Consider the following 19975-nt stretch of genomic DNA (forward strand, 5'->3'; position numbering starts at 1 on the left):
CAATCAACTTAGAGCTTGAGCGGTTATTAAGCAGTTAAACGCAAGTCAGATCTCATATTTACTCTATGTCGCAGTTAACTTTCACTTATTTACATAGCTTGACTGTATGTTGCTTATATTTCACAGAAAATAAACCTCACTAACAAAGTGGAACTATAGCGACTTGTAATGGTAGGTAAATGATACATTTCGATGTAGATATCACTCCAGCAGCCTATCGGTTCACTCAGTCCATCAGAGTCTCCCAGTGTTCAATAGGGTTTATTTAGTGCTGAAATTCATCGTTATTTTTTTTTGCTGTTTTGTCAGCAGTTGCTCGTCTTGGTGGGGCGCACAAGATGTTAACGAGCAGCAGTTATATCATCGGATTAATGAGGCCTATGACTTTGAGGTGACCCATTGCGACAGTTTTGCGATGGCAAGAGGTAAAGGTCGAGGAGAGTTTGCGCTGCAAGAGGCTAAAAACCAAGCGATGAAGTACGCCGAAAAACTGAATGGAACCCACATTGTCTGGATCCATATCGATCAAGGTGAAATGGTGAAAGTGGTGGCGGTTATTTATAAATGTAAGTCGTAATTACCGCCGATTTTAGACAATAAAAAACCCTAAGTTAATACCAACTTAGGGTTTCATAAAGTATTTAAAATAATAGCCTAACGCATGGTAACAAACTCTTCGGCGCCAGTTGGGTGTATGGCGACAACTGCATCAAAGTCTGCTTTAGTTGCGCCCATCTTCATGGCCACACCAAAGCCTTGTAGAATTTCATCCATACCAAAACCAATACCGTGGATACCGACAACAACTTCATCCTCACCAGCACAAATCAACTTCATTTTGCAGGCTTCACGATGTGCGGTAATAGCGGTGTACATTGAGGTAAAGCCTGAGGTGTAAACCTTAATGTTATCTTTGCCAAATTGTTCTTCTGCTTCCGGTTCAGTCAGTCCCATAGTGCCAATAGGTGGGTGGCTGAATACCACTGTTGGAATAACGCTGTAATCCATCTTGGCATTTGGCATGTTGCCAAATAAACGTTCTGATAACAGGCGACCTGCTTTCACTGCGACAGGGGTAAGTTCTACGCCACCTTCCATGATGTCGCCAACGCAATAAATGCCTTTAGCGGTGGTATTTTGCTGCTCGTCGGTGACCACATAACCTTTTTCATTAAGCTTAACATCAGTATTTTCAAGACCAATGTTGCCGGTAGAAGGTGAACGACCTATGGCCCAAATTAAGCTATCTACGGTAATGCTGTCGCCGTTTTCAAGTTCTAGTGTCAGGCTATCATCGGCATTTTTAACTACGGCTTTTGGAATGCTGTGGGTGTGTAATGTCGGCCCATTGATTTTCATCGCTTCCACTAAAGTGTCAGTCAAAATCGGATCGAAGTTACGCAGGGGAGCATGTTTGCGTACTAATAAGTGAGTTTCGCTACCTAATGCATGTAATACGCCGGCAAGTTCAACGGCAATATAACCTGCACCTACAACGGCAACACGTTTCGGCTGTTCACGTAGCGCGAAGAATCCATCTGAATCAATACCGTATTCAGCACCTGGGATATTTGGAATCGTAGGGGCTCCGCCTGTCGCGATAAGGATATGATCGGCAGTATAGTGCTCACCATTGACCTCAATAGTATTAGCGTTAACGAACTTACCGTAACCATTTAGCAGAGTGACATTATTGCTGGCAAAACCACGTCCGTAAGCATCATGGATTCGGCCAATATAGGCTTCGCGGTTATCAACTAATGTGTTCCAGTCAAAGTTATTAACGGTTACGTCAAAACCATAATCTTTAGCGAATAGATGCATAGATTCGGCGACATGAGCGCCATACCACATCACTTTTTTAGGTACACAGCCTACATTTACGCAAGTGCCGCCAACGTGTTTTGCTTCAATTACCAATACTTTTGCGCCGCGCATTGCTGCACGATTACCTGAAGCGATACCGCCGCTACCAGCGCCAAGACAGATATAATCAAAATGTTGAGCCATTTGTATCTCCAAAAAAGTAACTTATTGAGGATCAAAAGCGAATAAGACTGAGGCTTTTGTTCCTGTGTACGACGGATGCCAATATTTATATGACTAATTTAGAATCGAAAAGATTCACATCGTCCCAAATTTTTATAGCTTGTCGAATCTAGATGCAGCCATTGTAGAGCTAAATATTTATTTGAACCAGAGCAAATATTCTAGCGATAGACTGTGAGCTTGCTAACTTATATTGGGATGAATGTTGTCTATTTCAATCTTCGACCATCAAGCTTAACTCATCGAGTAACAGTTTAGACCTGATACTCGTCTGAGAACTTTCAGATCCCTTTTCTCAGGTTAGCGTCGATATTGGCAGCTATGATGATCACTGGGGTTGGGGCCTTCTACACCACACTTTAAGCATTCCCATTCATCTTGCCTTACGTTAAGTTCTTGCTGCTGATGTTGATTACGGTGATTTACACCTAGTCTAAGTTGTTTCTCTAGCAGTTTCATACGGCCATTAAGCCAGCGACAACCCGCGTCATTGGCCACGTTTTTTCGACTTGCAAGCTGTTGTTTACGACTGATCTTTTTGTATTTAGGTTTAGGCTTGGATTGAGGTGTTTTGCTGTTATGACTGGTGTTTGCTGGTGGTGGAGTTGAGTAACTCAAGGCCGTTTTGTTTTGGGTCGGTATTGCCAACGGCTGGCCTTTATCGTCCAGCACTGCGCCTAAAGGCAAAGTGGAGGAATCACTCGCTATGGCGTAAGGGCAAAGAAGTAGTAAAAAAATGATGATGACGCGATAAAAGGTGAGTAACATTCCTTGTCCTCTGAGTTGTATTGCATCTGCAATCCTTTGCAAATGACAGTGTTGCTATTTTTGCGGCGTATTAACGCTGCAAAAACAACTATAGCTCAACTAAATGGGATGGGAGGTTATTTAAAAGCTCCAGCTAAGGTGCATGCCAGCGTAAGTTTCATCTAAACTGCTGGTATTTCCGTTTTCTCTCGCTTCAAGTTTAATATCTTCTTGGGCAATGCTGTGGCTTATGTGCCCAGATAGTACCCATTGATTAGGCAGTTGGTACTCAGCCTCAACGCCAAACTGGAAGTGGTTGGCGCCGTCATGTTCTTCTGTCACGTATTGAAAGTCGAATCCTTGGGTTACGTAAGGTGTCACACTCAAACTTTCGGTAAGCTCCCAATTGCTATGTAAACTCACTTCTACAAAGTAACCTGCAGCTTCCGTTGAGTAGGTGTAGCTAACTGAAGGCACTAACCAATCGTATTTGCTGTATTCAATGGTGCTAAACAGTTCATTATCATGGGCACGCTCATCACCATAAAACTCGAGGCGTTGATAGCCGATGCTACCGCTTAAGTTTTCAGATAGCTCGAAACCGTATTCTAGGCCGAAGTTGTACTCTATGTAGTGTTGGCTGTCCCCACGGCCAACAGTAACATAGGCATTTAGATTGTCCTTTTGTACTGAGGCCGTAGCCCAGTATATGCCGCCCTTATCAAGGTTATCGCGGCCTTCAGATATATATTTTGAGTCCCAACCTAAGTCGAATAATGCTTGAACTTCGCCACTATCATCTAACGGCAGTTTTTCCATTATCTTGGTACTGTGGGAGTCATCAATATTCGGAGATTCGTCAGCAAAGATAAAAGTAGAAGTCATTAGCAATGGCATAGCAATGGCAATTTTAGAAGCATTATTCATGGCAAAACTCAGTAATTTGGCGAAAGGATAAAATCCCGTTCATGATAGATTCAACGCAATGAATGTAAATGATAATAGGTTGTATTTGCGAAGCGCTTTGCAATACTAATATTGGCTGTTATCTGTACTAAAAAAATTTGACTTTAGTCAAGGTAAAGCGGTTTTTTAGCTGTTAGGTGATAGGTTAAATGTAACTATTGTTACGAATGCAATTGAATATTGGCTTACTCACCCTCATCTCTTTATCTATCAACATAGAATGTTAAGGACTCACCATGAGCAACCCCTTATTAAAAAGCGCTAAGCTTCCTCCTTTTTCGAGTATCAAGCCAGAACATATTCAGCCCGCTGTCGAGCAGGGGATTGCCAACTGCCGAGCCAAAATCGATGAAGTACTGCAAAACACTGGCACTTTCACTTGGGACAACTTAGTGGCTCCGCTCGACGATGTTGATGATGAGCTTGGTAAAATCTGGTCACCTATTTCTCATATGAACTCTGTCGTTAGCAATGATGAATGGCGCGCAGCCCATGATGCTTGTCTGCCATTGCTCTCTGAGTACGGCACTTTTGTGGGTCAACACCAAGGGTTGTACCAAGCTTATAAGTCGCTGGCTGCATCAGCCGAATTTGCGAGCTACTCACAAGCGCAAAAGAAGATGATTGAAAACAGTCTGCGTGATTTTGAGCTATCAGGCATTGGATTAAGTGATAGCGACAAATTGCGTTATGGCGAGCTAGTTAAACGGATGTCAGAACTTACCAGTGGTTTCTCTAACCAACTACTCGATGCGACCCAAGCGTGGAGCAAGTTGATCACCGATGAGACAGAGCTTAAAGGTTTGCCTGAATCAGCCATAGCGGCAGCGGCCGCTATGGCTGAAGCTAAAGAGCAACAAGGCTGGCTATTTACCTTAGACTTCCCATCTTATCTACCTGTAATGACCTACAGTGAAAACCGTGAGCTGCGTGAAGAGTGTTATCGCGCATTTGTCACTCGTGCATCAGACCAAGGCCCTAATGCGGGTGAGTTTGACAATGGCCCCTTGATGGATGAGATTTTGGCTTTACGCCATGAACTTGCCAACCTTTTAGGTTTCGACAGCTTTGCCGATAAATCTCTTGCCACAAAAATGGCAGAAACGCCTGCGCAAGTATTGGCATTTTTGACCGAGCTTGCTGCTCGTTCAAAGACCCAAGGTGAGACTGAGCTTAAAGAATTAAAACAGTTTGCAGCGAGCGAATACGGCGCGACAGATTTGGCTGCTTGGGATTTGAGCTTTTATGCTGAAAAGCTTAAGCAACACCGCTATGAGATCTCTCAAGAATTACTCCGTCCATATTTCCCTGAAGACAAAGTGTTGTCAGGGCTGTTCTATACTGTTTCACGCTTATTCGGTCTTAAAGTCGAAGAGCAAAAACAGTTTGATAGCTGGCACGATGATGTGCGTTTCTTCCATATCAGTGACAGTAGTGGCGAGCATAGAGGCAGTTTTTATTTAGATCTTTATGCCCGTGAAGGCAAACGTGGCGGCGCATGGATGGATGATTGTCGCGCACGTCGTGCAACATCAGCTGGTCTACAAGATCCTGTGGCTTACCTAACATGTAACTTCAATGCACCCGTTGCGGGTAAGCCGGCGCTGTTCACTCACGATGAAGTGACTACCTTATTCCACGAGTTTGGCCATGGTATTCACCATATGTTGACCAAAATTGATGTAGGTGGTGTATCTGGTATTAGCGGTGTGCCGTGGGATGCCGTTGAGCTACCGAGTCAGTTTATGGAGAACTGGTGTTATGAGGAGGAGGCGTTAGCTGAGATCTCTGGCCATTTTGAAACAGGTGAGCCATTACCCAAAGAGATGCTAGACAAAATGCTGGCGGCGAAAAACTTCCAGTCGGGCATGATGATGCTGCGCCAGCTTGAATTCTCGCTGTTTGATTTTAAGATGCATTTAGAATTTGACCCAGCTGCAGGTGCGCAGATCCAAGAAAAGCTTAATGAGATTAGAGATTTGGTTGCTGTAGTGAAAGCGCCTGATTTTAATCGCTTCCAACATGGTTTTGCACATATTTTTGCTGGTGGTTACGCGGCGGGTTATTACAGCTATAAGTGGGCTGAGGTGCTATCCGCCGATGCTTTCTCACTATTTGAAGAGCAAGGGATCTTTAATGCTGAAACAGGCAAACGCTTCCTTGAAAATATTCTTGAAATGGGCGGTAGTGAAGAGCCGATGGAGCTATTTAAACGCTTCCGTGGGCGTGAGCCGAAAACGGATGCGCTGCTAAGACATAGTGGTATTAATGGCTAAGCCGCAGAGTAATTGAGGAAAAGGCGCTTTGAGTGCCTTTTTTATTTTTACCAATCCAATCGATATGATGAATTAAGCAAGGCTCCCGCTTTTCAATTTAAGGCGTATAGAGCAAAAATTTGGAATTACTTCATGGCTTGTCATCTGGTATGACCTTTGGTAGCCTGCCCGCTGTTATTTATCAAGGATGTGGGTTTAGCAGTAAATGAATCTCTATTTTAGGCTTTTTTGGTTGTTTGCTTGGCGCGTACGTCATTGCAACAAAATTGATTTTTTAGGTAAAAGCACCCTGAGTTACCGCGCGCTTCCTAGCGATTGCGATATCAACTTTCACTTGACCAATTCACGTTATCCAGCGTTTATGGATCTGGCTCGAACCTATATGCTGTCAGAAATGGGACTACTAAAACGTTTCTTAAAGCTTGGTTGGATGCCGATTATTAATGCGGCTGAATTTACCTATATTCGCGATATTAAGCCTTTTGCCAAGTTCGACATTGAAAGCAAGATGGTCGGCTGGGATGAAAAGTACTTCTATGTTGAGCAGCGTTTTGTTAGTGAGCGAGGCTTACACTGTATTGCCCATGTTCGCGGCGTATTTGTTTGCAAGCGCAAGCAAGTCCCTATTTCAGCCATGTTGGAAGAGATAAAGTTTAATGCTGCACAGCCAGAACTACCCGCAGAAGTGCAAAAGTGGAAAAGCTTTTTACAATTGAAAAAGCAGCAGAACACATAGAGCTGTTATGCCTGACGTGCAAGCGTCAGTGCGACTTCCTCTTGCACCTGATTAATAGCTCCGCGCAATGTGGCTTGGATCCAGTAACGACCTAAATGCTCATAGTCGAGTAAATTGAATTTGGTTTCTAATGATAGTAAGCAAGGGATGGTCGCGCAGTCGGCAAGACTAAAACTGTCGCCGCATAACCAGTGATTAGTGGCAAGACGTCTATCAAAGCTGTCTAAAGTTGTCAGTAACTCATTCTCAAGCTGCTTGATTCTTAACTGGTTGTTTATATTTTGACGCTGGGCGCTCTGCCAATTATCGATAACCTTGTCGAGGCGTGTATCACTGAGCCTGTCATAGAGGCGCACTTGCAGTGCATCTGAGGTGGCAGATGGAATTAGTTGAGTACCTTGATCGATAGTCGCATCAAGATATTCTATGATAACACTCGCATCAGGGATTATTTCTCCGGACTCAATTCGTAATGTCGGCAGGTAGCCAGTCGAATCTATTCGCTGGAATTCGCGCCTTGCATAGGGATCCGTAAGATCAATGATATGCGGATAGAAATGAGCTTGTTTTTCATAAAGGGCGATGAGAACCTTTTGTGATTGTCGTGACAGTGGATGGTAATACAGATCCATACTAGTTACTGGCTCCAATCGAAAGTTATTGGGTTAACTCTAGTTGCTAAATGGGTTCACCACAATGTGCGGATTTTGCCGTCTAAGTGCCGTACGCGAGTGTTATCTTGATAAAGCAATGCCGTTCAGCGGGTTAGTAATAATTAAAGGAGTAATAATGAGTCGTATTGAAAAATTTGCATCAATCTATGAGCGAGCAGCAGAGCGAAAAGGTGGCCCTGAAGGGCTTGAGCTGTTGATGTCCGCTAGCCTTGAAGAGGATGAAATCGGTCAATACAAAGATGCACAGCTACTCTCTGAAATGAGCAAAAAGGTATTTCAAAGTGGCTTTGTATGGCGAATTGTTGAGGCCAAGTGGCCGGCTTATGAAAAAGTATTTTTCAATTTTGAGCCTTTTAAAGTACTGATGTTATCTCCTGAGCAGCTGCAAGATAGAGCGAGTGATGCCACGCTTATTAGACACTTAAAGAAAACCATGGCGATTTACGACAACGCCCATATGGTGAACGATATCGCCCGCGAACATGGTAGTTTTGCCGAGTATTTAGCGAGCTGGTCAAGTGAAAACATTACCGGGTTATGGGCTGAACTTAAGCGTAAAGGTAACCGCCTTGGTGGTAACACTGGCCCTTACTTTTTACGTGCAATCGGTAAAGACACATTTTTATTGACGGGTGATGTGCAGGGATACTTTAAAGCACATCATTTAATTGACTACGGCTTTAGCTCGAAATCAGGGCTAAAACAGGTGCAAACGGTGTTTACTCACTGGCAGCAAGAGTCGGGACGTAGCTTGGCAGATATTAGCCGAATTTTGGCTTGTAGCGTTGGGGACAACCGTATTTAACTTCGCAGAATCTAACAGTTTGCTGGATGTTTTCTTTTTGCTGGGTAAGTTGATTTATTGTTAATTTCCACTATCCAATGTCAGCTAATCTACACTTAGAGCTAATAGGCTAGCTGTAACTGCCATTTTGTTTACATTTTTGAAACATATGTGGCTGATTTAGCGCAGAAATTCTTATCAGCTTACAATTTAAACTGGTATATCTGCTTGTTGACAAGCCGACATTATGAGATAAAGACTCGTTAAATCAATAGACAAAAAATTATGCTTTCAAAGCTTAATTTGACGGCATTTTGTGCTTTAAACGAATCAATTACCAAGTAGATGGCCTTATAGGAGTTCTCATGCGGCAAATAGTGAAAATTGCCTCTGTTTTAAGTGTGGCGTTATGGATAACTGGATGTGAGCAAAAACCGGAAAACATGGGGCCTCAAGAAAGAGGGCCTATGGAGGTGGGTGCAATTACTATTGCAGCTAAACCTCAATCTATTTTGGTTGAATTACCAGGAAGAAGTAAGGCTTATTTAGAAGCCGAGGTTCGTCCTCAAGTTAGCGGTATCATTATGAATCGCGGCTTTGTTGAAGGTAAAGATGTAGAAAAAGGTCAGTCGTTATACCAAATTGACTCTGCAACTTACAAAGCGGCACTTGTTAGTGCAAAAGCCGATCTTAAGAGTGCTCAAGCGAGCTTAGTATCAGCTAAAGCTAAAGCAAAGCGATTTGAGAAGCTTGTAAAGCTAAACTCTATCAGTGAGCAAGATTACGATGAAGCTGACGCTGCTTATAAAGAAGCGCTGGCGCGTGTAACTGTGGCAGAAGCTGCTATTAATACCGCATCGATTAATCTTGAGTATACCGAAGTACGTGCACCAATTTCTGGTCGTATCGGTAAGTCATCAGTGACAGCGGGCGCTCTAGTCACCGCTAGTCAGACTGATACTCTAGCTACTATTCAGCAGCTTGATCCAATCAACATCGAGATCACTCAATCGAGTGCTCAGCTATTACGCTTAAAGTCGCAGTTGAATGATGGCCAACTTAAGGCATCTGAAAATGCAGGTGTGAAGCTTATTTTGGAAGATGGTTCGACTTACAGACACGATGGCTTATTGCAGTTTGCTGAAGTTAGCGTGAATGAAAATACTGGTTCAGTGATTTTACGGGCTGAGTTTCCTAACCCTGACGGTTTGTTAATGCCAGGTATGTATGTGCGTGCAGTGCTCAATACGGGTACCGATCCGGAGGCTATTTTAGTGCCGCAGCGCGCAATTACCCGTAATACTAAAGGCCAGGCTGTTGCTATGGTAATTGCTGACGGTAAGGTTGCATCGCGTATTGTGACTACTGCACAAGTGATTGATAACCAATGGCGTATTACCGATGGTTTGAATGTGGGCGATCAACTTATTGTTGAAGGCCTGCAAAAAATTCGCCCTGGAGCACCTGTTAAGGCTGGTCCTTTAGTGGCAGATAAGAAACCTCAAGCACAACAACAGAAATAGGGTAGAGCTATGGCACGTTTCTTTATCGATCGCCCTATTTTTGCTTGGGTAATCGCCATTATTGTGATGCTAGCTGGGGTGCTGTCAATCTTCGGATTGCCAGTGTCTCAATATCCTAGTATTGCGCCACCATCGGTAGTGATTAGCGCCGTTTATCCTGGTGCGTCTGCAAAGACAATGGAAGATTCAGTTACTCAGGTAATTGAGCAGCGAATGACAGGTCTTGACCATCTTCGCTATATATCTTCAACCAGTGATAGCTTCGGTAATGCGCAAATCACCTTAACTTTTAACGCTGAGGCCGATCCTGATATTGCTCAGGTACAGGTGCAGAATAAGCTCCAGCTTGCGATGCCACTGTTACCGCAAGAGGTACAGGCTCAAGGTGTAAACGTTGCCAAGTCGAGTGCTGGCTTCTTGATGGTTGTAGGTTTTGTATCAGAAGATGGCTCGTTGGATAAAAATGATATTTCGGACTATGTAGGCTCGAACATTCAAGATCCAATGAGTCGTGTTCCAGGTGTGGGTACTATTCAGCTGTTTGGTGCGCAATATGCAATGCGTATCTGGCTTGATCCGCTCAAACTGACCCAATATAACCTGACGAGCATGGACATTATCTCGTCTATTAGAGAGCAAAATGCCCAAGTATCAGCAGGTCAATTAGGTGGTTCGCCCTCTGTTGCAGGTCAGGAGCTTAACGCAACGGTTTCTGCACAAAGTCGTTTACAGACGGCTGATCAATTTAAAAAGATCATTATTAAAGCTGACCCTTCTGGCGCTAAAGTCTTCTTAGAAGATGTCGCGAGAGTTGAGCTGGGTGCTGAAAGCTACTCGGTTGAATCATTTTATAATGGTAAACCAGCAGCTGGTATTGGTATTCAGTTAGCGACGGGTGCCAATGCGTTAGCAACAGCTGAAGGCGTGCGAGCAAAAATTGAAGAGATGCGTCCATTTTTCCCTGAAGGGTTGGAGGTTGTATATCCATACGACACCACACCTTTCGTTGAAAAATCGATTGAAGGTGTAGTCCATACCTTGCTTGAAGCCGTGGTCTTAGTATTTTTGATCATGTACCTGTTCTTGCAAAACTTTCGCGCAACGCTGATCCCGACCATTGCGGTACCTGTAGTGTTGCTGGGGACATTCGCTATTTTGTCTGCAGCGGGATTCTCGATAAACACCTTAACCATGTTCGCCATGGTACTAGCAATCGGCCTGTTGGTTGATGATGCGATTGTTGTGGTCGAGAACGTTGAGCGTGTGATGCAGGAGGAGGGGCTAAGCCCCATCGAAGCGACTAAGAAGTCGATGGATCAAATTACCGGCGCGTTGGTCGGTATTGGTTTGACACTATCTGCAGTGTTCGTGCCTATGGCATTTATGTCAGGCTCGACCGGTGTAATTTACAGGCAATTCTCCATTACGATTGTGTCTGCAATGGCATTATCGGTGATGGTTGCGATTATCCTAACACCAGCGCTTTGTGCCACCATGCTTAAACCTATTGCTAAAGGTGAAAGCCATACCAAAACAGGTTTCTTTGGCTGGTTTAACCGCAAATTTGATGCATTAACCTCACGCTATGAAGCCAGTGTTGCTGCGATGATCAAGCGTATTGGTCGCACCATGATGGTTTATCTTGCTATTAGTGTTGCGGTTGGCTGGATCTTCATGCGCATGCCAACGGCTTTCCTACCTGATGAAGATCAGGGGATCTTGTTTACTCAAGCCATTTTGCCAGTGAACTCGACTCAGCAAGCAACCCAAGCAGTACTCGATGATGTGACTGACTTTTACCTGGGCGCTGAAGGCGACAACGTTAAATCAGTATTTAGCGTATCGGGCTTTAGTTTCGCTGGTAACGGTCAGAACATGGGTATTGCTTTCGTAGGTCTTAAAGATTGGGCTGAGCGTACAGAGCCTGGGCAAGACGTGCAGTCAGTTGCAGGTCGTGCAATGGGCATGTTCATGCAGATGAAAGAGGCCTTTGTATTTGCGTTCGTACCGCCAGCGGTGATCGAACTGGGTACGGCTAACGGTTTCGACTTCTATCTGCAAGACAGAAATGGCCAAGGGCATGACAAGTTAGTTGAAGCACGTAACATGCTGTTAGGCATGGCATCGCAAAATCCAAACCTAGTGGGCGTTCGTCCAAATGGCCAAGAGGATGCACCGCTTTATCAAGTGCATATCGATCATGCAAAACTGCGTGCATTGAGCGTCGATATTGATGCGGTAAACAGTGTGCTTGGTACAGCTTGGGGTGGTAACTACGTCAATGACTTTATCGACCGTGGCCGAGTGAAGAAAGTATATGTTCAAGGTGAAGCGGATTACCGTATGCAACCTGAAGATATCGATGCTTGGTACGTGCGAAATAGCAAAGGCGAAATGGTGCCATTCTCAGCGTTTGCTACAGGTACATGGGAATACGGTTCTCCTCGCCTAGAGCGCTTTAATGGCCTACCTGCGATGAATATTCAAGGTGGTGTAGCTGAAGGCTTCAGTACTGGTGAAGCGATGGCTATTATCGAAGATATGGTCAAGAAGCTACCGCCAGGGTTTGGTGTTGAGTGGAATGGTCTGTCCTATGAGGAACGCCTCTCAGGTAACCAAGCACCTATGCTATATGCACTATCTGTAGTGGTAGTATTCCTAGTATTGGCAGCACTTTATGAGAGTTGGTCGGTACCGTTCTCGGTGATCTTAGTGATCCCACTGGGTATTATTGGTGCACTTATTGCGATGAATGGTCGTGGTTTACCAAACGACGTATTCTTCCAGGTAGGTCTACTGACAACGGTGGGGCTTGCAACCAAAAATGCCATCCTAATCGTAGAATTCGCCAAAGAGTTCTACGAGAAAGGGGCGGGCTTGGTAGAAGCAACATTGCATGCAGTCCGAGTGCGTCTACGTCCAATTCTAATGACATCATTAGCATTTGGTCTTGGTGTTGTACCACTCGCTATCAGTAGCGGTGTAGGTTCTGGTAGCCAAAACGCAATTGGTACAGCTGTACTAGGCGGCATGATGAGTTCTACCTTTATGGGGATCTTCTTCATCCCAATCTTCTTCGTGATTGTTGAGCGCATGTTCAGTAAGCGCGAGCGAGATAACGCTAAAGCAGCCAAGGCAGAAGCCAAAGCGAATAAATAACGTCACAGTTATTGACTAAAAGAGCCCAGCATTTGCTGGGCTTTTTGTTGTTTGAGTCTGACCCGAACTGAGATTTGTTGAGGTTTTAGGCTGGCACTCTTGTGTACAAAAGCAGATTTGGGCTAGCAGATTTGTGCCCCAAAGTTGGTTGGCCTTCGGATGAAGACTAATTACATTTTGACTGGTGTTACCAAGCAACCTATTTGAACTTGTGGCCTCGTGAATATTAATTGCCTCAAGCGGGTGCTGGACAGGATGACCGAATGTCGTGAACACATGGATGTGTAGGAACGAGCGTATGTGCAGACACTGCTGAAGCATGCTTCAAGTACGTCCGTGTAAGCTCAACGAAAACATCAGACCTCCATGGATGGAGGGAATACCAAATTATGTATGGAACAGAATTGGCCATGTTTTCGACGGCTTCAGCCGTATCTACACTGGTTTACTGGTGTTTCAATTTATACCCTTGCGGCTCGATGCTTAACGCGGAAATGCCCCAAAATGAGTTGGCCTTCTATTAGTTTTATCAAGCTACGCTTGACCTAAGTCGTGGCGCTTCGCCCACACCCGAGCCAAGGGGCAAAGCGCTTATGCCCCTTGGCAATCCCTCAGCGCCCCAGACGAAGTTGTCTCCCTCGTACTTATTTGAAATCACCTAACGCTTCCGATGGGACATCCTGTCCCGCGAAAGCTATACCCACATCCGTGTGGGCACTACGATTATTTCTTCAACGTACTTCGGCAACTCCGATGGGGATTAGTGTGTTCTGTAAGTTTTTGAAACTAACTTTTGCCCCAAAGTGAGTTGGTCCTCTATTAGTTTTATCAAGCTACGCTTGATCAAAGTCGTGAGCTTCCAGCTCACACTCGGCCAAAAGGGGATCAACAGCAATCCCCTCTTGGATCACCCCTGCCGCCCCGACGAAGTTATCTCCCTCGCACTTATTCAAAATAGCCTAACGCTTCCGATGGGACATCCTGTCCCGCGAAAGCTATGCCCACATCCGTGTGGGCATTACGGTTATTTCTTCAACGTACTTCGGCAACTTCGATGGGGAAATAGGTGTTTTCTGTTAGTTTTTTAACTCACTTTTGCCCCATTGTGAGTTAACGCAATTACTCAGTGGCGGGTCGTGCCACTGAAGTCACAGTACTTTTTCTCATGGCTGACGGTTAAGGGCGGCGCTCTTAATCTCCCCAAAACTAGTAAAAATCGCGCTTTCATCTTTGATTTATAAGGTGCATATTTATGTAGATTGGTAATGCCATGATTTACTTCTGAACAGAGATACAATGGCGATAATAGTCCCATAAAAATATTGCGCCGATGTTTCTCCAAGGATTCCAATGCTCAACCATTTCACGCGCTTGCTTTGGTGTTCGCCTGCTATCAAGCCCTTTCAATAGCTGTAATCCGACAAGCAACCCCAAGTCATCAGCAGGAAATACATCCGTCCGTCCTAATGAAAGCATAAGATGTATTTCAGCACTCCAGCGACCAAGTCCTCTGATATTAGTGATTGCTTTTATGGCCTCTTTATCTCCGAGCCTTTTCAGACCATCAATATCAAAGGTACCATCGAGAGCAGCTCTAGCTAAGCCTTGGGTATACTCAATCTTTCTAAAAGATAAGCCAGCTTCACGCAGGCTTTGACCTCAAATCTTTATGAATTGCTCGGGAGTAACTCCTTCCATTAAGCAAAGGACACGTTCCATAATTGCCGTCGCTACTTTGCTAGATAGCTGCTGACTGATAATCGTAAATAGGAAAACCTCAAAACCACTAGATCGCATACGAGCTTCTGGCATACCCAGTTCAATAAAAGCTTCTTTTATATCTGGGTCTACTTGAATAAGGTGTTGCATCCCTAGGCGTAAGGTCTTGTTGTCCATAAGTATCCTGTTTGTAATGGGTCATTGGTTAAGCAAAGACTGATTTCAGTCGGTGCCACAGGCGGCCATCAATAGCGGATAACCCAAAGGCTATTAACGCCATTCCCAAGATATGAATAACTTCCAGCGATTCGTTCAGGAATAATGAGCCAAGCAGAGTCGCAGAGACTGGTACAAGCAGTGTTACCAACAACACGTTTGTTGCGCCTGCCAGCTCAAGGATTTTGAAATAGAGAATATAAGCTAGCGCTGTGGAAGCAACGGCAAGCCCTACAATCGCTATCCATGTGCTCATGTTTGTTTTGTCCGTATCGATAGCACCATCTACAAATAGCGTGATAGGAAGCAATATAAGTGTTGAGGCGGTGACCTGTCCTGCTGCGGTAACAACAGGATTAATGCCCAGTGATTTGAATCTGCGCCCGTATACGCCTGCAAATGCGTAAGATACTGTGGCGGCAACAATAGCAAGCTGTGCTAACAAGCTGCCTTCGCCACCTAAAGCTGGTACTCCAATCATTACGACTACACCGACGAAGCCGAGAGCAACGCCGAACAGTTTTAACGGAGTCGGTCGTTCATCAGGCAGAAAAATACCTGCCACAACTACGGTAAATATCGGCGTTGCAGCGTTCAGAATAGAGGCCAGACCTGATGCAATCTGAGTTTGCCCCCATACAATCAGAGCAAAAGGGATAACGTTGTTCAGCAATCCCATCCCTAAGAATGCCCCCCAGATTTTTAGACTTTTTGGCGGACGTAAGCCAAGCATCATGGCTATCCCCCATAGAGTAAACGCTGCAATGCCAACTCTAAGTGTCACTATGGTTAATGGAGGGAGGTCATTGACCACTACGCCTACAAAGAAGAAAGATCCACCCCATAAGATGGAGAGCAAAATGAGCATAGCCCATACTTTTGAATTCATAGAGTGATTAATGCTAGATGTCATGGTCGATATAATCCTTGTTATTCGTCTTTAAGTTCATACTAGCTATGGCGACAACCTTAAAACATCCGAAAATTGCGCCACATTTAAATTGAAGGGTTAGTAAACTGTCGTGAATTAACCAGCAAGAATCGGATGGTATCATCAAGCTTGCTGTGATGAGATATTGATGAATACAGCTAAATAGTGAGCGTAGCTATGCCAAAGTTATCTGAAAACGAAATGAAAAATGCGATAGCGCAGAGAGATGGATCTTTTGACGGACAGTTTTACTATGGCGTCATCACCACTGGCGTATTCTGTTCGCCTTCCTGTTCAACCAAAGCGGCAAATCCAGAAAATCTGAGATTTTTTTTTGATATTGAATCCGCAATGCATGCAGGGTTTCGTCCTTGTAAGCGTTGCAATCCAGCAGGACAGGATGAGCGTACACATCAGCTAATCGATGTGGCTCGCTATATAGAAACTCATGCCGAAAACAAAATGACGCTAACCCAGCTGGGCAATATTGCAAGGCTTTCACCTTCCCGATTACAACGCACATTTAAAGACATGTTTGGTGTGTCACCCAAGCATTATCAGGATGCAGTGCGAATGCGAAAATTTAAGCGTTCGTTAAAAGAGGGAGAGGGTGTAACTGATGCGATTTATTCGTCAGGATATGGCTCAATAAGTCGGATATATGGTGAAGCGACCAGAAATATTGGCATGACGCCAAAAGCATACAGAGCTGGCGGTAAAGGTGAAACTATCCATTATGCGTGTCGAGAGACGGCACTTGGGTACATGATAATGGCTGCGACAGATAAGGGGGTATGCTCGGTACAGTTTGGTGATGATAAAGAGTCTTTGCTAACCCTTTTATGTGATGAGTTTCCAGAGGCTCAGCTTGTACTTTCTGCGGCACAAGATACATCAGAGCTGGATAGCTGGATGTTGGCTTTAGATCAGCATATTAGTCAGGGCGCTCCCAGACCCGATGTGCCTCTTGATATCAGAGGAACGGCATTCCAAATCAAGGTGTGGCAATTTTTACTAAGCATCAAAGAAGGGGATGTGATGAGCTATGGTGAGATTGCAGAGCATATTGATAGCCCGAAGGCGGTTCGCGCTGTAGGAACCGCTTGTGGCAAAAATCCAGTTGGGATTCTTATCCCTTGTCACCGAGTATTGCGCAGTGACGGTTCTTTAGGAGGTTACCGCTGGGGATTAGAGCGCAAAAGAACATTGTTGGATATGGAAAGAGCAAGGCGCTAATTTAATTGATCACTAGGATAAGTGAAATATTGAATACTCGCTGAAAAATCCTGCATAATAAATCTAATAGTGTTGATGGAGAGTGGAAGGTTATGTCCAGTTCCGAGTAAATCGTCCACCGTTGACAACGGTGGTCTTTTGGGTTTTGGGATACTAAAAGTTATTCAAGGATGGCTAAATTAGAAGAGGCCCTGACAGGTATTTGTCCAATAATAAGTTAGCGACTAAAGTGGGCTTACTCGTTATTCATCTGATTTGGGCTGTTCAAGCTTCTAAATCATGGATGATTTAGCAGAGCCTATAGGGATATATTCACGGCGACTTGCAAAAGCTCAATACAGCTGAATTACCATATATTTTCTGAACCCTTATACTGACCTTTAAATTCTTTGTGCTAAGCCATTCCTGTCCAAAAGTGAGTTTCCAAGTAGTCAAAAACTAATATGCTCTAATAGAGCTCAAAACCTTAACTACTTGCGCCTAGCGCCGCTAATATTCGAGAGTCGTCCCCTAATCTCGCTCCCATAAAAAAGACCGTATCTCATAATAGAAGATACGGTCTAATCATCAGCATTTACTATTGATTAGCGTCTCGTCCTTAAGGCGTGTAATAAGTTTCAGCGCCTGGCCCTACTGGCAAGCCAAAGCCGAATACCCAGATGAAGAAGAAGCAGGTCCAGCCAATAAAGAACACGATGGAGTATGGCAGCATAGTGGCGACTAAGGTGCCGATGCCGAGGTTCTTTTTATATTGCGATGCTACCGCTAAAATGAGGCCAAAATAACTCATCATCGGGGTAATGAGGTTAGTGACTGAGTCACCGATTCTATAGGCTGCCTGGATAGTTTCTGGGGCATAACCAACAAGCATAAGCATAGGCACAAAGATAGGGGCGGTAACAGCCCATTGAGCAGAGGCGCTGCCGAGCATTAAGTTAATAAAGCCACACATCATAATAAACAGCACAAAGACTAATGGTCCGGTGAGCCCAATAGCGTTCAGTGCATCCGCGCCCGATACTGCAAGCACGGCACCCAAGTTAGTCCACTTAAAGAAGGCAACAAACTGCGAGGCAAAAAATACCAATACGATGTACATGCCCATGCTACTCATGCTGTGAGACATGGCATTAATGACGTCGATATCACGCTTCATGCTGCCGACCACTTTACCGTAAACCAAACCAGGAATAGCGAAGCAGATAAAGATAAAGGCCACGATTCCTTTCAGAAATGGTGAGCCTGCAACTAGGCCTGTATCTGGGTTACGCAGCGGCGCACCTTCAGGTACTACGGTCAGCGCCAGCAGGCATGACATGGCGAGTACTGCGATACCCGCAACCTTAAGGCCTCTTTTTTCTAGGTCTGTTACCCCGTCCATTTTTTGTTCGCTGAGATCTGTTGCCGCTTCACTCGGGTCATACTTACCCAGCTTAGGTTCAACGATTTTCTCGGTTACTAGTGCGCCCAAAAAGGTAATGAGGAAGGTAGAAACAAACATGAAATACCAGTTCACCTCTGGGCCGACAAGGTAGTCAGGATCTATCATCTGCGCGGCAGCTTCAGTAATGCCCGACAGCAATGGGTCGACGGTTCCTAATAATAGGTTGGCGCTATAACCACCTGAAACACCTGCAAAGGCTGCAGCTAAACCTGCCAATGGATGACGGCCGAGTGAGTGGAAGATCATCGCAGCCATTGGGATTAGCACGACATATCCAAGTTCTGCTGCAGTGTTAGACACGATGCCCGCAAATACTATGGTAAGGGTCACAAGCCGCTTTGATGTACCCATAACCAATAAACGCATAGCTGCAGAAAGCAAACCAGAACGTTCAGCTATACCAACACCTAGCAGTGCAACAAGCACGGTACCGAGCGGGGTAAAGCCTGTGAAGTTGGTAACCAAGTTAGATACGATCATACGTAAGCCTTCGGCATTCATCAGGCTTACAACGTGGATGAGACCGTCGGCGCTGCGGCCAGAGGCTCCTTCAGGGCGCGGGTCAATAACCGTTAGTTCAAAGTAACCAGCAATACCACTAATAACTACTACCGCAGCGCAAAACATTGCAAATAGCGTTATAGGATGAGGCAGCAAGTTGCCTAGACGTTCAACAACATTGAGGAAGTTTACAAACCAACCACTCTGTTTCTGCTCGGGACTAGAGGGTGGGTCGTTAGGTAGAGGCAAGCTCTCGCCTTTATCGGTGCTCATGTGATCTTCCTTCAATTGTCTAATTATTTTTATGTTTGTTATGGAGTCAGCTTAGGTTGCTTTGAAACATCTATTTTGTAGTCGAACCGCTATATCTATGGTTCGATATGTAAATCGACCTTGCATGATGGATAACAAAAATTAATTGAACCTTAAAAGGGGCTGTAAAGCTTACAGCTGTGCGGTATGACACACCTGTGTAGAGCTTTTTGAAAGTGGGGACAGAATAAAAAAGTCAAAAAAAAGGACTCATGTTGAATGAGTCCAAAAGGGATTGATTGGTTAACAATGTTTGGTAAAACTTACAAAATAACTGTCCGTTGGGGATGACTCTAATATAGCGCCTACAAGCTGTATCAAAGCTGAATGCGAAAGGTAGATTAGATGAACAGTTATTCATGTTTAAACAATGTGTTAGTCATTATTAACGGCCAAAAAAAAGGACTCATGTTGAATGAGTCCAAAAGGGATTGATTGGTTAACAATGTTCGGTAACGCTTACAAAATAACTGTCCGTTGGGGATGACTCTAATATAGCGCCTATAAGCTGTATCAATGCTGAATGGTAAAGCCAGGTTAGATGAACAGTTATTAATGTTTAAACAATGTGTTAGTCATTATTAACGGCCAAAAAAAAAGGACTCATGTTGAATGAGTCCAAAAGGGATTGATTGGTTAACAATGTTCGGTAACGCTTACAAAATAACTGTCCGTTGGGGATGACTCTAATATAGCGCCTAT

General features: G+C 44.5%; 15 protein-coding genes. 7 read left to right on the forward strand and 8 right to left on the reverse strand.

The genetic code is table 11. The features are described 5' to 3' along the window. Positions 1–268: 268 nt before the first annotated feature. Entirely contained in the window at positions 269–577 is a 309-nt protein-coding gene (locus L2730_RS16860; protein ID WP_248975656.1) for a hypothetical protein, read from the forward strand. A 77-nt stretch (positions 578–654) separates the two neighbouring features. Here the strand turns inward: L2730_RS16860 and gorA are convergent, their stop codons facing one another. From gorA to L2730_RS16875, 3 genes are all read right to left on the reverse strand, one after another. Further along, positions 655–2010, reverse strand: coding sequence for a glutathione-disulfide reductase (gene gorA, locus L2730_RS16865; RefSeq protein ID WP_248975657.1), 1356 nt, complete (start codon positions 2008–2010; stop codon positions 655–657). 339 nt (positions 2011–2349) lie between these two features. After that, on the reverse strand, positions 2350–2817 hold the full coding sequence (locus tag L2730_RS16870; RefSeq protein ID WP_248975658.1) for a hypothetical protein: 468 nt from the start codon (positions 2815–2817) through the stop codon (positions 2350–2352). 120 nt (positions 2818–2937) lie between these two features. Beyond that, entirely contained in the window at positions 2938–3723 is a 786-nt protein-coding gene (locus L2730_RS16875) for a hypothetical protein (RefSeq protein ID WP_248975659.1), read from the reverse strand. 275 nt (positions 3724–3998) lie between these two features. On the opposite strand from L2730_RS16875, the gene prlC reads away from it, so the two are divergent. Then, positions 3999–6038: an oligopeptidase A gene (gene prlC, locus L2730_RS16880; RefSeq protein ID WP_248975660.1), complete on the forward strand. Its 2040-nt coding sequence runs from the start codon at positions 3999–4001 to the stop codon at positions 6036–6038. 205 nt (positions 6039–6243) lie between these two features. Further along, on the forward strand, positions 6244–6774 hold the full coding sequence (locus L2730_RS16885; protein ID WP_248975661.1) for a thioesterase family protein: 531 nt from the start codon (positions 6244–6246) through the stop codon (positions 6772–6774). 5 nt (positions 6775–6779) lie between these two features. Here L2730_RS16885 and L2730_RS16890 read toward each other — a convergent pair whose 3' ends face one another. Beyond that, positions 6780–7406, reverse strand: a complete 627-nt coding sequence (locus tag L2730_RS16890) for a glutathione S-transferase family protein (protein WP_248975662.1) — start codon at positions 7404–7406, stop codon at positions 6780–6782. 157 nt (positions 7407–7563) lie between these two features. Between L2730_RS16890 and L2730_RS16895 the strand changes: the two genes are divergently transcribed. From L2730_RS16895 to L2730_RS16905, 3 genes are all read left to right on the forward strand, one after another. After that, complete coding sequence (locus L2730_RS16895) at positions 7564–8253, forward strand: DNA-3-methyladenine glycosylase I (protein ID WP_248975663.1); 690 nt, start codon at positions 7564–7566, stop codon at positions 8251–8253. A gap of 344 nt (positions 8254–8597) precedes the next feature. Beyond that, positions 8598–9755, forward strand: coding sequence for an efflux RND transporter periplasmic adaptor subunit (locus L2730_RS16900; RefSeq protein WP_248975664.1), 1158 nt, complete (start codon positions 8598–8600; stop codon positions 9753–9755). Positions 9756–9764: 9 nt separating this feature from the next. Then, positions 9765–12914, forward strand: coding sequence for an efflux RND transporter permease subunit (locus L2730_RS16905; RefSeq protein ID WP_248975665.1), 3150 nt, complete (start codon positions 9765–9767; stop codon positions 12912–12914). 1275 nt (positions 12915–14189) lie between these two features. Here L2730_RS16905 and L2730_RS22065 read toward each other — a convergent pair. From L2730_RS22065 to L2730_RS16915, 3 genes are read right to left on the reverse strand one after another with little or no spacing between them, the layout of a single operon-like run. After that, on the reverse strand, positions 14190–14564 hold the full coding sequence (locus tag L2730_RS22065; protein WP_346347831.1) for a DNA-3-methyladenine glycosylase family protein: 375 nt from the start codon (positions 14562–14564) through the stop codon (positions 14190–14192). A 9-nt stretch (positions 14565–14573) separates the two neighbouring features. Continuing rightward, on the reverse strand, positions 14574–14810 hold the full coding sequence (locus tag L2730_RS16910) for a DNA glycosylase family protein (protein ID WP_248975666.1): 237 nt from the start codon (positions 14808–14810) through the stop codon (positions 14574–14576). Positions 14811–14838: 28 nt separating this feature from the next. Next, positions 14839–15762, reverse strand: a complete 924-nt coding sequence (locus L2730_RS16915) for a DMT family transporter (RefSeq protein ID WP_248975667.1) — start codon at positions 15760–15762, stop codon at positions 14839–14841. A 195-nt stretch (positions 15763–15957) separates the two neighbouring features. On the opposite strand from L2730_RS16915, the gene L2730_RS16920 reads away from it, so the two are divergent. Next, positions 15958–17016: a bifunctional transcriptional activator/DNA repair enzyme AdaA gene (locus L2730_RS16920; protein ID WP_248975668.1), complete on the forward strand. Its 1059-nt coding sequence runs from the start codon at positions 15958–15960 to the stop codon at positions 17014–17016. A 598-nt stretch (positions 17017–17614) separates the two neighbouring features. On the opposite strand, the gene L2730_RS16925 is transcribed toward L2730_RS16920, so the two are convergent. After that, entirely contained in the window at positions 17615–19234 is a 1620-nt protein-coding gene (locus L2730_RS16925) for an AbgT family transporter (protein ID WP_248975669.1), read from the reverse strand. Positions 19235–19975 lie beyond the last annotated feature (741 nt).

The sequence above is a fragment of the Shewanella kaireitica genome (genome assembly GCF_023284045.1).
In the GTDB taxonomy this organism is placed as follows: Bacteria; Pseudomonadota; Gammaproteobacteria; order Enterobacterales; family Shewanellaceae; genus Shewanella; species Shewanella kaireitica.